Annotated in this window: 11 protein-coding genes and 1 pseudogene; 4 read left to right on the top strand and 8 right to left on the bottom strand. The window is 71.6% G+C overall.

The features are described from left to right. Positions 1–2: 2 nt before the first annotated feature. Both rpsP and V4Y04_RS26695 read right to left on the bottom strand, forming a co-directional pair. Entirely contained in the window at positions 3–422 is a 420-nt protein-coding gene (gene rpsP, locus V4Y04_RS26700) for a 30S ribosomal protein S16 (RefSeq protein WP_332430871.1), read from the bottom strand. A 343-nt stretch (positions 423–765) separates the two neighbouring features. Further along, entirely contained in the window at positions 766–1,368 is a 603-nt protein-coding gene (locus V4Y04_RS26695) for a hypothetical protein (RefSeq protein WP_332430870.1), read from the bottom strand. A gap of 618 nt (positions 1,369–1,986) precedes the next feature. Between V4Y04_RS26695 and V4Y04_RS26690 the strand changes: the two genes are divergently transcribed. Continuing rightward, positions 1,987–2,886, top strand: coding sequence for a methyltransferase domain-containing protein (locus V4Y04_RS26690; protein ID WP_332430869.1), 900 nt, complete (start codon positions 1,987–1,989; stop codon positions 2,884–2,886). Between the two features lie 184 nt (positions 2,887–3,070). Continuing rightward, the gene (locus V4Y04_RS26685; protein ID WP_332430867.1) at positions 3,071–3,280 is read left to right on the top strand and encodes a hypothetical protein; all 210 of its coding nucleotides are present in this window, start codon (positions 3,071–3,073) and stop codon (positions 3,278–3,280) included. Here the strand turns inward: V4Y04_RS26685 and ffh are convergent. The 5 genes from ffh to nsdA form a co-directional block, all read right to left on the bottom strand. Then, positions 3,270–4,820, bottom strand: a complete 1,551-nt coding sequence (gene ffh, locus V4Y04_RS26680) for a signal recognition particle protein (RefSeq protein WP_332430866.1) — start codon at positions 4,818–4,820, stop codon at positions 3,270–3,272. The two genes, V4Y04_RS26685 and ffh, sit on opposite strands and share 11 nt — an antisense overlap. Positions 4,821–5,039: 219 nt before the next feature. Then, positions 5,040–7,517: a [protein-PII] uridylyltransferase gene (locus V4Y04_RS26675; RefSeq protein ID WP_332430864.1), complete on the bottom strand. Its 2,478-nt coding sequence runs from the start codon at positions 7,515–7,517 to the stop codon at positions 5,040–5,042. Positions 7,518–7,545: 28 nt separating this feature from the next. After that, positions 7,546–7,884: a P-II family nitrogen regulator gene (locus tag V4Y04_RS26670; protein ID WP_332430863.1), complete on the bottom strand. Its 339-nt coding sequence runs from the start codon at positions 7,882–7,884 to the stop codon at positions 7,546–7,548. Next, positions 7,881–9,221 (bottom strand): ammonium transporter, encoded by a 1,341-nt coding sequence (locus V4Y04_RS26665; protein WP_332430862.1) that lies wholly within the window; start codon positions 9,219–9,221, stop codon positions 7,881–7,883. The genes V4Y04_RS26670 and V4Y04_RS26665 overlap by 4 nt, the downstream gene beginning before the upstream one ends. A gap of 445 nt (positions 9,222–9,666) precedes the next feature. Beyond that, positions 9,667–11,160, bottom strand: a complete 1,494-nt coding sequence (gene nsdA / locus V4Y04_RS26660) for a transcriptional repressor NsdA (RefSeq protein WP_332430861.1) — start codon at positions 11,158–11,160, stop codon at positions 9,667–9,669. Positions 11,161–11,607: 447 nt separating this feature from the next. On the opposite strand from nsdA, the gene V4Y04_RS26655 reads away from it, so the two are divergent. Then, positions 11,608–12,273, top strand: a complete 666-nt coding sequence (locus V4Y04_RS26655; protein WP_332430860.1) for a bifunctional DNA primase/polymerase — start codon at positions 11,608–11,610, stop codon at positions 12,271–12,273. 158 nt (positions 12,274–12,431) lie between these two features. On the opposite strand, the gene ftsY is transcribed toward V4Y04_RS26655, so the two are convergent. After that, complete coding sequence (gene ftsY / locus V4Y04_RS26650; RefSeq protein WP_332433012.1) at positions 12,432–13,631, bottom strand: signal recognition particle-docking protein FtsY; 1,200 nt, start codon at positions 13,629–13,631, stop codon at positions 12,432–12,434. 59 nt (positions 13,632–13,690) lie between these two features. On the opposite strand from ftsY, the pseudogene V4Y04_RS26645 reads away from it, so the two are divergent. Then, positions 13,691–13,890, top strand: a pseudogene (locus V4Y04_RS26645) (LLM class flavin-dependent oxidoreductase); the annotation flags it as partial. Between the last annotated feature and the right edge of the window lie 5 nt (positions 13,891–13,895).

The following is a 13,895-nucleotide window of genomic DNA, read 5'->3' as shown; positions in this document are numbered from 1 at the left end:
GCTCAGGCCTCGGTCGACGCGGACTCGGCCGGGGCCTCGTCCTTCTTCTCAGTCTTCTTCTTCTGGGTGATGGCCTCACCCTTGCCCTCGTCCTCGCCACCGAGCGCCTCGAACAGCGGGCGGCCGGCCTTCTCGGCCTGCTGGAGCAGCGGAGCCGGGGCGGGCTCGCCCTTGAACTTCTGCCAGTCGCCGGTCTTCTTCAGGATGGCGAGCACGGCCTCGGTCGGCTGGGCGCCGACGCCGAGCCAGTACGCCACGCGCTCGCCGTCGACCTCCATCACCGACGGGTTGTACGTCGGGTGGTACTTGCCGATCTCCTCGATGGCCCGGCCGTCACGGCGGGTACGGGAGTCGGCGACGACGATGCGGTAGTGAGGCGAACGGATCTTGCCCAGACGCTTCAGCTTGATCTTGACTGCCACGGGAGTGGGTTCTCCTGGTTTTTGACGTGATTGGGCACGGCGGACGGCCGCGTGGGGTTGCGGTACCCGAGTGCCCGATGGACGCGTCAGCCGGAGGAGAGAGGGTTCCTTTACGGCCGTCGAGTACAGCTGGCCATTCTGCCACACCCCGCGGGGCGCCGGGGACCGCGGGGGTGCGGCAGGCCACACCGGGGCACGCCTCGCCGGCACCCGGCGCACCCGGCACGACGGGGACCGTGCCGACCGTGCCGGGTACCGGCGGGGCGGCACGACCGGCACGGATGCGCGGACGGCATCCGCGCGCCTGACGTGCGTCCGGCACCCACGAGATGCCGGATTGCTGTCAGCTCGCGGCCGCGGTCACCCCCTCGGGAATCCGGAACGGCTTGCCGCAGCCGCCGCAGACGATGGGAGCCTGCGCCAGGACCGACGGGACGACCCGCACGTTGCGGCCGCAGTCGCAGACGGCCTTGACCCGCACACCGCCTCCGGACGAGCCATGACGCGCCGCCGGACCGCGGAAACTGCGGGCGGTGTCACCCGCGGTCGCGGCGGAGTGCGCCTTCAGGGCGCGCTGGAGGTGCTCGATCGTCGGACGGTAGCGTCGCTTCGCCTCCGGAGTGAGGGAGACCAGCGAGAAGCCGCTGCTGGGATGCGGCTCGTCGGGGTGGTCCAGGCCCATCTCCTCGGCGATCGCGAGGAATCTGCGGTTGTGGTAGCGGCCGGCGCGGGAAGTGTCGCGTACGCCGCGTGCGGCGGCGATGCCATGGACTGCCTCGTGCAGCAGTCGCTCGAAGGAGAGCTCGTGACCGCACGCGGACGACGACTCCCCGATCAGGGACTCGGGCGCGGCAAGATCGGGCAACTCGGGGTGGTGCCGCTGAATATCGGCCCACGCCTGCGCCAGTTCTGCGGCGAGTACAGGTGGTGTCTGTGTCGTGCTCACGTAATGACAACGAGCCGGGGTGCCTCTGTGTTCCGATTCCGGGGCATCCCAAATATTTTGCCCTTACCCGTCAGTATCTGCTCATGCGTCTCGACGAGGGCGGGTGCGCTGATCTGCGGAGAAGCCTCACAGCTCACCTCAAGGTGGTGCGTAGGCTGACGTACACGGACCCCCGGCCCGGCGCGTACGCGGTGTCCGCGCGCCGGTGTTCCCGTGACCCGGGGATGCGCAAGGGGCGTTTCGGCCGCTCTCTCGACGGAGCGACCCGGACCGGCCCCGGCTCCGCGGGCGCGTACCGCGGTCACGACGTTACCCCGTCCGCCGCCGACACCCGGCACCGGCCCGCCCCAGCTCCCGCCCTCCGCTCCCGTCGCCCGCCCGGGCCTGTCCGCGATCACCGGTTTGTGGACCTTGGCCTGAACCATCCGATCTCCCCCGGATTACCGGAATGTGAATTCTTGCCACTGGCACGAGCAACTCCCAAGCCATCGCCCCGCTCCACTGGACGCCGGGTCGAGGGCGGAGTTTCCTGGCATGACGGGGGTAGTGCGAGCGCGCCGCGCGGGGGCGAGGCGATCGGGCGGCGCGGCGACTCTCGGCTGATTGGGGCGCTTACCTATGACACCTACGCTCGTGCGGCAGCACCTTCCTCGCACCGGCCACGGCCCTCGCGTGGACCGGCGGGCACGTGCGCGTGACTGGTCCGAGATCCAGGAGAGGATGCTCGTACCGCTCTACGAGGCCGTCTACCGGCGATTGGACGTGGGGTCCGGGACGCGGCTGCTCGGCCTCGGCTGCGGTTCGGGACTCGCCCTGCTGATGGCTGCCTCCCGGGGCGCCGCGGTGACCGGTGTCGACACCTCGTCGGACCGGCTGGCCCTCGCGCGCGAGCGGCTGCTGCTCGCCGGGCGGCACGCACGCGCGCACGCGGACGCCCGGATCCTGGACGGCTCCCCCGGGGACATGGCCCGCGGGAGCACGGCGGACACGGCGACTTCCGGTACGGGAACGGCCGGCGGGGGCAGCCCCGCGTACACCGTGGTGACCGCCTTCGAACCCATCGGATGCCTCTCCGGGGACGCGGACGGGCTGAGCGAACAACTCGCCGAGGCGGTTCCGCTCACCGGTCGCGGAGCGGCCGTGGTGCTCGTCGGCTGGGGTCCGCCGGAGCGCTGCGCCACGGCGTCCGTGCTCCGGGTGGCCACCAGGCTGGCGGAGCCGCTGCGCGGCACGGGAACCTGGCGCCCCGCGCACCGCGACGACCTGGAGGACGTCGCCCGGCGGACGGGCCTCAGGCCGGACGGCTCGGGACGGGTGGCCTGCCCCTTCGGATACGCCGGCGTGGACAGCGCCGTACGGGGTCTGCTGTCGACGGGACTGTTCGATCCGGCGATCTCGGCGACGGACCGGATACAGGTGGACAAGGAAATCGCCGAGGCACTGCATCCGTACGAACGACAGGACGGGACGGTGTGGATGCCGAACGTGTTCCGGTACCTGATCGCGCGGACACTCTGACACCGTCGCGGGCACCGCGCACATACGTCACGGGGGGGACCCCTTGTCGAAGAGGTGCCCCCCGTGACGCGGGAAGGCCATTGGCCCCGGATCAGGGTCTGTCCGGCGGATCAGGTCGCGGAGCATGGGCGGTGCCTTGTCAGCGCGGGCGAGCGACGGCGGTGGAGGCCCCTCCCCCGCGAGCATGTTCGACCCAGGGGGAGCGTCCGACGGCGAGGCGGAGGAGGGCGTCGACGCGATGGGGCACCCCCTGCTCGAGCTCGTCGAGAGCTCGGAGGGAGTCGGCGACCGACGACAACGCCGCTGGGGTCCCCCGCTCGAAGAGCTTGGGGAGGGCGTGCCGACCCCCGCGTCCGCGGGATGGTCCGCCGGACAGGCCCTGGTCAGCCCATGAACTTCTTGAACTCGTCCGGCAGTTCGAAGTCCTGGCCGCCCTGCTGCGGCAGCCCGAAGGCGTTGCCGCCCTCGGCTGCGGCGGCACGGCGCTGGATGGCCTCCTCCTCCTGCTGCTTGCGCTTCATCGGGTTGCCGGAGCGCTGCTTGCCCTTGGCCTGCTTCTGCTTCTTCTTCGTCCGGCCGGGGCCGCCACCCATGCCCGGCATCCCGGGCATCCCCGGCATGCCGCCGCCCTGGGCCATGCGGGACATCATCTTGCGGGCCTCGAAGAAGCGCTCGACGAGGTTCTTCACCGCGCTGACCTCGACGCCGGAGCCCTTGGCGATACGGGCGCGGCGCGAGCCGTTGATGATCGTCGCGTCCTGGCGCTCGGCCGGGGTCATCGACTTGATGATCGCGGCCGTGCGGTCGACGTCCCGCTCGTCGAGGTTGTTGATCTGGTCCTTGATCTGCCCCATGCCGGGCAGCATGCCGAGCAGCTTCGAGATGCTGCCCATCTTCCTGACCTGCTCCATCTGAGCCAGGAAGTCGTCCAGGGTGAAGTCCTGGCCCTTCTTCGACGCCAGCTTGGAGGCCATCTTCTCGGCCTCGTCCTGGCTGAACGTCTTCTCCGCCTGCTCGATCAGGGTGAGCAGGTCACCCATGTCGAGGATGCGGGAGGCCATCCGGTCGGGGTGGAAGGCGTCGAACTCGTCGAGCTTCTCCCCGTTCGACGCGAACATGATCGGCTTGCCGGTCACCGAGGCGATCGACAGGGCCGCACCACCGCGGGCGTCACCGTCGAGCTTGGAGAGCACCACGCCGTCGAAGCCGACGCCGTCGCGGAAGGCCTCGGCGGTGTTGACGGCGTCCTGGCCGATCATCGCGTCGACGACGAACAGGATCTCGTCGGGCGAGACGGCGTCCCTGATGTCCGCGGCCTGCCGCATCAGCTCCTGGTCGATGCCCAGGCGGCCGGCGGTGTCCACGATGACGATGTCGTGGACCTTGGACTTGGCGAACTCGATGGAGTCCTTGGCCACCTTGACCGGGTCGCCCACGCCGTTGCCCGGTTCGGGCGCGTAGACCGCCACGCCGGCGCGCTCGGCGACGACGCTGAGCTGGTTGACGGCGTTGGGGCGCTGGAGGTCACAGGCGACCAGGAGCGGCGAGTGGCCCTGCCCCTTGAGCCAGTGGCCGAGCTTGCCCGCGAGAGTGGTCTTACCGGCACCCTGCAGACCGGCCAGCATGATCACGGTGGGCGGCTGCTTGGCGAACCGCAGACGACGCGTCTCGCCGCCGAGGATGCCCACCAGTTCGTCGTTGACGATCTTGATGAACTGCTGCGCCGGGTTGAGCGCCTTGGAGACCTCGGCCCCCAAAGCCCTGTCCTTGACATTCTTGATGAATGCCCGGACGACGGGGAGGGCCACATCGGCCTCGAGGAGCGCGATACGGATCTCGCGCGCCGTGGCGTCGATGTCCGCCTCGGACAGCCTGCCCTTGCCCCGGAGAGACTTGAAAGTGGCTGACAAGCGGTCGGAGAGAGTATCGAACACGGCGGTGTCGGTCCTTGGAGTCGGGAGCAGTTCGGGTCGCACTCCAGGGTATCCGGCCGCGCAAGCAAACCGTCCCTGTCCGTCGCGGAGAGCGGACAGGGACAAAAGGAGCCCCGCGGTGGCGGGGAGCACGCATTGCGCACCTCGGCGCCGAGGGCGCTGGATCATCCCCGCAGCAGCGGGGCCGATATCCGGTAAACGCGGGACCTCCCCGGAAGGTCACGCCCGCAATGTCTCCTCCAGCTTCCGGGCCACGGCCACCGCCTCGTCACCCGGCAGACGCACACCCTCCTCCCCCGTCACGTAGAAAGCGTCCACGGCGTTCGCCCCCAGCGTGCTCACATGCGCACTCCGCACCCGCACCCCCGCGTCCTCCAGTGCCCTCCCGATGCGGAACAGCAGCCCGGGGGCGTCCTGCGCGCGGACCTCGATCACCGTGGCCAGGCGGGAGGCGGCCGGGGCGACCGTCACCCGGGCCGGGGGCGGGGCCACACCCCGGCGGCGCGGGTAGGCGGCGTCGCGTTCGGCGAGGCGGCCGGCGATGTTCAGGGTGCCGTCCAGGGCACGGACGAGGTCGGCGCGCAGGCGTGCGGCCTGGGGCAGCGAGCCGTACTCGGCGGCGACCCTCCAGTCGAGCAGCAGAACGGATCCCTCGATGCCCTCCGGCAGTTCGAGGGTATGCAGCTCGGCGGTGCGGACGGTCAGCCGGTGCAGGGCAAGCACACCGGCGACCGCGGGGAGCACGCCCGCCTGCTCGGGTACGGCGATCAGCAGCTCCACACCGAGGGGTTCCGGCTCGTCGGCCGAGGCCGGTTCCGGCCCGGCCGGTGGTTCACCCCGGGGCTCGGCCGGTGGTTCGGTCCGGGCGCGCAGGGACAGCACCGGGCCTTTGGTGACGATCGCCTCGAGGGCGAGCCGTTCCTGCTCGGTGGTGGGCGCGGCGGCCTCGGGTTCCTCCAGCGGGTCCCCGGCCAGCACCGCCGAGGCCCGTTCGACCAGGTCGGTGACGAGTGAGGCGCGCCAGGCCGACCAGGCGGCCGGTCCGGTGGCCAGTGCGTCCGCCTCGGTCAGGGCGTGCAGCAGCTCCAGGGTGCCCTGGGTGCCGACGGCGTCGGCGACCGCGCGCACCGTGGCCGGGTCGTCGAGGTCGCGGCGGGTGGCTGTCTCGACGAGCAGCAGGTGGTGGCGTACGAGGGCGGCGAGGACGCCCGCGTCGGCGCGGTCGAAGCCGATCCGCGCGGCCAGGTCCCGCACGATGGTCTCGCCGGCCACGGAGTGGTCGCCTGGCCGGCCCTTGCCGATGTCGTGCAGCAGCGCGGCGACCAGGAGCAGGTCGGGGCGGTGTACACGCCGGGTGAAGGCGGAGGCGCGGACCGCCGTCTCGATGAGGTGCCGGTCGACGGTCCACAGGTGCACGGCGTTGCGCTGCGGGCGGCAGCGGACCCGCTCCCAGTCCGGCAGCAGCCGTGTGATCAGGCCTTCCGCCTCCAGCGCTTCCCAGACGTCGACGGTGGGGCGGCCGGCGCCCAGCAGGGTCACCAGCTGTTCGCGGGCCTCGGCGGGCCAGGGTGTGGACAGTGGGCGCACGGTGGCGGCGAGGCGCCGGACGGCGTGGAGCGACAGCGGGAGTCCCGCCTGTGCGGCGGCGGCCGCGGCACGCAACGGGAGCACGGGGTCGCGTTCGGGGCGGGCGGTACGGGCCAGGACCGCTTCGCCGTCCTGCTCGACGACGCCCTCGGCCAGCGGCGAGCGCTCGGCGTTGTGCTTTCCGCCGCCGATGAGGGCGCGCAGCCGCGGCCGCACGGCCCGGGAGCGCAGCACTCGGCCTACTTCCCGCCAGGTGACGTCGCCGGCGTACGCGATGGCCCGGGCGGCCTCGTACACCTGGCGCAGCAGGGTGTCGGCGTCGAGCAGGCCGAGTTCGGCGGCGACCTGGTCCTGTTCCTGGAGCGCGAGCCGGTCGGTGGCACGGCCGGTCGTCAGGTGCAGCGCGTCCCGTACGTCGAGGAGCCGGCGGCGGGCGTCGGCCAGTCCCTCGCGCGGGGCGTCGGCGAGCCAGGAGGCGGCGACGGCGCGCAGCACGGTGGCGTCGCGCAGCCCGCCGCGGGCCTCCTTGAGGTCGGGTTCCAGGAGGTACTGCAGCTCGCCCTGCCGTTCGGCGCGTTCGGCGCCGAGCTCCTGGAGTTCGGGGAGGCGTTTGGGTGCCTGGTTGCGCCAGTCGGCCAGGACGGTGGCGCGCAGGGCGGTGGTGAGTCCGAGGTCCCCGGCGATGTGCCGGGCGTCCAGGAGGCCCAGCTGGACCTTGAGGTCCTCGCCGGCGGTGCGGCGGGCCTCGGCCAGGGTGCGTACGGAGTGGTCGAGGGCGATGCCCAGGTCCCACACGGGGTACCAGAGCCGGTCGGCGAGGGCGGCGACGGCCTTGGGATCGCTGCCGTCGTGCAGCAGGAGCAGGTCGAGGTCGCTGCGCGGGGACAGTTCGCCGCGCCCGTAGCCGCCGACCGCGATCAGGGAGACCCCGCGCGGCTGTTCGGTGCCCGCGGCGAACAGTCCGGTGAGCCAGTCGTCCGTGAGCCGGGCGAGGGCGGCACGGCGCGGCGGCCCGGACCGCGCCTCCTCGGTGAGGAGGCGCAGCCGGGCCGCCGCGTAGCCGCTGGGTCCCGAGTCCTGTGTCTCGTCGTGCGTGTCGGTGCTCGTCACCCGGCGACTCCTGTTCCGTCGGTCTGTCTCAGAGCGCTTCCGGGCCGCGCTCGCCGGTCCGGACCCGTACGGCCGTGTCGACCGGGATCGACCAGACCTTGCCGTCACCGATCTTGCCGGTACGGGCCGCCTTGACGACGACGTCGATCAGCTGCTCGGCGTCCTCGTCCTCGGCCAGCACCTCGATGCGGATCTTGGGGACCAGGTCGACGGTGTACTCGGCACCGCGGTAGACCTCGGTGTGGCCGCGCTGGCGGCCGTAGCCGCTGGCCTCGGTGACCGTCAGGCCGTGTACCCCGAAAGCCTGCAGGGCCTCCTTGATCTCGTCGAGCCGGTGCGGCTTGACGACGGCGGTGATGAGCTTCATGCGTCCACCTTCTTGCTCTCGGCCCGGTCTGCGGGCGCCGTGGCGGTGCCGTGGGCGGCGCCGCCACCGGCACCGCTGAAGTCGTATGCGGTCTCGGCGTGCTCGGCCCGGTCGATGCCGGCCACCTCGTCGTCCTCGGAGACTCGCATACCGATCGTCCTGTCGAGGAGGAAGGCGAGGATCGCGGAGACGACCAGGGAGTAGGCGAGGACACCGAAGACGCCGGCGCACTGCTTCCAGAACTGGTCGAGGCCGCCGCCGTAGAAGAGGCCCTCGACGTCGGACTGGCCCTTGCCGCTGGCGAAGAGGCCGACGAGGAGGGAGCCGATGACGCCGCCGACGAGGTGGACGCCGACGACGTCCAGGGAGTCGTCGTAGCCGAACCTGTACTTCAGGCCGACGGCCATGGCGCACAGCACACCGGAGACGGCGCCGACGGCGATCGCGCCGAGCGGGGTGACCGCGCCGCCGGCCGGGGTGATGGCGACCAGGCCCGCGACCGCGCCGGAGGCGGCGCCGAGCGTGGTGAACGCGCCGTGGCGGATCTTCTCGTAGGCGAGCCAGCCGAGGACGGCGGCGGCGGCGGCGATCTGGGTGTTGACGAACATCAGCGCGCCGACGCCGTCGTCGTTGCCGAGCCAGGAACCGGCGTTGAAGCCGAACCAGCCGAACCACAGCAGGGCCGCGCCGAGCATGACCAGCGGCAGGCTGTGCGGGCGCATCGGGTCCTTCTTGAAGCCGATCCGCTTGCCGATCACCAGGATGACGCCGAGGGCGGCGGCACCCGCGTTGATGTGGACGGCCGTACCGCCGGCGAAGTCGATGACGCCCAGCTCGAAGGCCCAGCCGCCGGAGCCCCAGACCCAGTGCGCGACCGGGAAGTAGACGACGGTGGCCCACAGCGCGACGAACAGCCCCCACGCGGTGAACTTCACGCGGTCCGCGAGCGCGCCGCTGATCAGGGCGGGCGTCAGGACGGCGAACATCATCTGGAAGACCAGGAAGACGAAGAGCGGGATGGTGGTGCCGTCCCACAGTTCGGTCAGGCCGATGTCGCTGAGGCCGACCCAGTCAAAGTTCCAGCCGACGACGCCGCCGGAGTCGGTGCCGAACGCCATGGAGAAGCCGTACAGCACCCACAGGATGGTGACGATTCCCAGGCTGATGAAACTCATCATCAGCATGTTCAGGGTGCTCTTGACCCGGACCATGCCTCCGTAGAAGAAGGCCAGGCCCGGCGTCATGAGCATCACCAGAGCGGAACAGATGAGCATGAACCCTGTATTGGCGGCAGAGAGCGTGGGCGCTTCTGCGGCAAGGGTGATGACAGGTGCCATCGGCGTCTCCTCGTCGTTGGTACGGCCCCGTGCGGGCGAAGCCTGAGCGGGTCGTGAGGGGTGGGCCGGTTCTGCGCCAAGAGATTCGCGCAGCGCCGTTTCGGTGGAGGCCCCTCGCTGTTTCACCGCCGTGACGAAGGCACCCGGTGTGTTACGCGTCGATGAACTGCCGGATGCGGTGAGTGCCGATCGCTACCGTGACGCAGTCTTCGCCCCATGGCACCGCAGCCATCGATCGAGCAACCACGACGGCGAGCAACCAGGTCCGCGAGAGCGGCGCCGGCTCAGGCGCAAAAACAGAAAGCCGACCGCGGCGGGCCTTCCGATGACCTGGCATGGGGGAGCCGAGTCGGGCAGTTCGGGAGGGCCGGCCGCGGCCGGGGCTCTGGTTTCCCGGGGATCTTCAGGAGATCCTTCCGGGGGCTTCTGGGGGACTTCTGGGGCGTCAGACCGCTTCGGCGGTCTCCGGCAGTTCGATGGCGAGCCGCTCGGTGAGGTCGACGACCTCGGCCCGGTCGCCGAAGTCGCGGACGGCCGTGTCGACCGTCTTTCGGATACGAGTGTTGACGCGCTCGGAGCGGACCTTCTTGGCCGCCTTGATGGCGTCGGTGGCGAGAACCGCTCCCTGCTCGGGTTCGCGCTGGAGCAGATGCACGGTGGCCATGCCGATCAGGTTGAGGGCGTACGACCGCTGGTGCCGTCCCGCCTCCGCGGCGAACAGCTCGACGGCCCGCCGCATCAGCGGCTCGGCGAGCGAGGCGTAGGTGGGACTGCGGCCCGCCACGTAAGCGAGGTCGCGGAAGGAGTGGGAGTTCTCGCCGTACAGCTCGGCCTCGGAGAAGAAGCGGATCCAGTCGGGGTCCGGCTCGTCCCACTCGTCGGCCTCGGCGAAGGTGTCCTCGGCCATCCTGACCGCGCGCTTGCACCGGCCGGGCTGGCCCATGTTGGCGTAGGCGCGGGCCTCCATCGCATACAGCATCGACTGGGTGCGGGGGCTCGCGCAGTCACGGCTGCCGTACTGCGCGAGATGGATGAGCTCCAGGGCGTCCTCGGGCCGGCCGAGGTGGATCATCTGCCGGCTCAGATTCGACAGGATGTACGAGCCGAGCGGCCGGTCCCCGGCCTCCTTCGCCGCGTGCAGGGCGAGGACGTGGTACTTCTGCGCGGTGGGCTGCAGCCCGACGTCGTACGACATCCAGCCGGCCAGTTCGGCGAGCTCGGCGGCGACCTTGAACAGGCGCCGCCGGACCGGGTCGGGCTGGGGGTCCTGGAGCAGGTCCGTCACTTCGTGCAGCTGCCCGACGACCGCCTTGCGGCGCAGGCCGCCGCCGCACTGGGCGTCCCACTGCCGGAACATCACGGTGGTGGTCTCCAGCAGGTCCAGCTCCGGCTGGGACAGCCGGCCGCGCGCGCGGCCGGCCGAGGCCGGTTCGGGCTCCGGGCGGGGCTGCGCCGCGGACGGGGAGGGGACGAGCCAGCGCTGCATGGGCTCGATGAGGGACGGGCCCGCGGAGAGGGCCAGCGAGCTCCCGAGGAAGCCGCGCCGGGCGAGCATCAGGTCGCTGCGCGAGAACTCGCTGAGCAGGGCCACGGTCTGCGGGCCCGTCCAGGGCAGGTCGACGCCGGTCGCGGAGGGCGAGGGCCGGGTGGTGCGCAGGCCCAGGTCCTCGACGGACACGACGACGCCGAAGCGTTCGGAGAACAGCTCGGAGAGGATCCGGGGGATGGGCTCGCGCGGATTCTCGCCGTCCAGCCAACGGCGCACACGCGAAGTGTCGGTGGAGATGTGGCCGGCGCCCAGCCGACGGGCCCGGCGGTTGACCTGACGGGCGAGCTCGCCCTTGGACCAGCCGCTGCGGATGAACCACGAGGCGAGCAGCTCGTTCGGACGCTTCCGCGCACTCGCAGCGTTCGTCCCGCCACCGCCGTTGCCGCTCACTGGAACGCCCCCATTCCCTGAAAACCACCTGCCACTGAGTGCGCCAAGCCCTATCAGAATGCCGGTTGCCGGGGCCGCCGTCCGGCGGTTCCCACCCTTCGAACGGAAAGCCGAGTTGCCTCCGGCATACCCGTAGACGCATGTGCCCCGAGGAACCGTGCACACAACGTAGTCCCACGATCACCCGTCCAGCCATGGCGAACCCTTAATCGCCACCATTCGCCACCCCATCGGATGAACTCACCGTGGCCGTCTCGCGCTTCACTTGACACGGGACGGACAAGAGTGGATGTGGTGACGCACACGGGGGCGCGCGCCACCATGCGCACCACCCATGGCGCTTCGAAGCGCTGTCCGAGCAGGACCGCACGGGGAAGTACGAGAACAGAGAGTCACGCGCGGCGCCCGCTGCGTAACCACCGGTGCGCAGGACCCGTTGGAGGGGGCATGGGCTTCACGATCGGTATCAGCCGGGGCATCCGTGACATCCGGTCCGGCTCGCGCCGCCGGGGCCGCGGGCCGGGGGGCACCGCCGTGGCGGAGTACACGGGGCTGTGGGGCTGGGACGTGGTGCCGGGCGCCCGCTCCGCCGCCGGCACCTGCTCCTGCGGCCGGGCGGGATGCCGGGCACCGGGTGCGCATCCGCTGGATTTCGCGCCGGAGATCCCCGCGGGGTCCCCGCTGGACGACGTGTCGGAGATCTGGGCCGAGTATCCGGGCGCCGCGATGATGTTGCCGGTCGGGCGGGCGTTCGACGTGATCGAGGTGGCCGAGCCCGCCGGGTGCCGCGCGCTGGCCCGACTCGAGCGCATGGGCCTGCCCGTCGGCCCCGTCGCCGCCACCCCTGACGGCCGCGCCCAGTTCTTCGTCGCCCCCGGGGCCGCCGCCGCGCTGCCCGAGCTGCTCTACCGCATGGGCTGGGACGATCCGGCCGCCCTCGACCTGCACGGCCTCGGCCCCGGTACGTACATCACGGCTCCGTCGTCCGACCGGGGCGGCCGCGGTCCGGTGCGCTGGCTGCGCTCCCCCGCCCTCGACTCGGCGCCCCGGCCGCCGGAGGCCCGCCTGGTGCTGGGCACGCTGGCGTATGTGGTCCACCGGTCGCAGACGTAGACATAGACATAGGCATGGGCACAGGCATACCGGCCCGCTCCGGTGGCGGGTGCCGGGCTCTGTGGTGGTGAACGGCGAAGCGCCCGTTTCCGGGTTCCGGAAGCGGGCGCTTCTTCGCGTGTCCGTGGCGGTCCGGTCCGGCCGGCCGCCCCGGGGTCTCACTCCCCGATGAGCGCGTCCACGAACGCGTCCGGCTCGAACGGCGCCAGGTCGTCCGCGCCCTCACCGAGACCGATCAGTTTGACCGGGACGCCCAGTTCGCGCTGGACGGCGACCACGATGCCGCCCTTGGCCGTACCGTCGAGCTTGGTGAGCACGATGCCGGTGATGTTGACGACCTCGGCGAAGACCCGGGCCTGGACCAGGCCGTTCTGGCCGGTGGTGGCGTCGAGCACGAGCAGCACCTCGTCCAGCGGCGCGTGCTTCTCGACGACCCGCTTGACCTTGCCCAGCTCGTCCATGAGGCCGGTCTTGGTGTGCAGCCGGCCGGCGGTGTCGATGAGCACGACGTTCGCGGCCATCTCCTTGCCCTCCTTGACCGCGTCGAACGCGACGGAGGCCGGGTCGCCGCCCTCCGGACCGCGCACGGTGTGGGCGCCGACCCGCTCGCCCCAGGTCTCGAGCTGGTCGGCGGCGGCGGCGCGGAAGGTGTCCGCAGCGCCGAGGACGACGGTGTTGCCGTCCGCGACCAGTACTCGGGCGAGCTTGCCGGTGGTGGTGGTCTTGCCGGTGCCGTTGACCCCGACGACCATCACGATGCCCGGACCGCCGGTCTCGTTCTCGGTGCGCACGGTGCGGTCCATGCTGGGGTCGACCAGGGCGATCAGTTCCTCGCGGAGCAGTCCGCGCAGCTCCGTGGGGGTACGTGTGCCGAGCACCCTCACGCGCTCACGCAGCCGCTCGACCAGCTCCTGGGTGGGCTGCACGCCGATGTCGGAGATGAGCAGCGTGTCCTCGATCTCCTCCCAGGTGTCCTCGTCGAGGTGCTCGCGGGACAGCAGCGTGAGCAGGCCCTTGCCGAGCACGTTCTGCGAGCGGGAGAGACGGGCTCGCAGCCGGACGAGCCGGCCGGCGGTGGGCTCCGGGATCTCGATCGCGGGCGCCTCGGTGGGCGCTTCCTCGACGACGACCGGGGTGGAGCCGTCCGGAAAATCAACCTCCTCTACGGTGCGCCGCGGTTCCTCCCGCGGCGTCTCGGCCTCGTCGCCGACGTGCGGCTCGGCCGGGGGGGCGGTGATGTCGGGGGCGGTGGGCGGCGGCGGGGGCAGCTGCTTCTTGCGGCGGCTGCCGACGATGAGCCCGCCGAGCGCGCCGACCACGACCACGGCGATGACTACAGCAAGGATGACGATGTCCATAACAGCCCCAGTATCAGCCATGGGCACCCCGGTCGTGCTGATGGCGGCCCGCACGCCGCGGTCGGTGCCGCTCGGCGAGGCGGTCGGCGGCCACGACGGCAAAGGAGGCGCGCGCGGAGGACGTGTACCGGATTCTCACGCCCGAGGAGTGTACGGAGCCGGGGCACGACACGTATGTGCTGCGTCCACCGGCCGGGACGGGATGCCGGTGGACGAAGGGTGGCGCAGCCTTCGTCCGTTCGCGGAACAGGTGCTGCCCCGGCA

Origin of the sequence: Streptomyces sp. P9-A2 (genome assembly GCF_036634175.1) — a bacterium.
Lineage (GTDB): Bacteria > Actinomycetota > Actinomycetes > Streptomycetales > Streptomycetaceae > Streptomyces > Streptomyces pratens.
The sequence above is the reverse complement of the archived record's forward strand: the minus strand, read 5'-3'. Positions and strand labels throughout refer to the sequence as shown.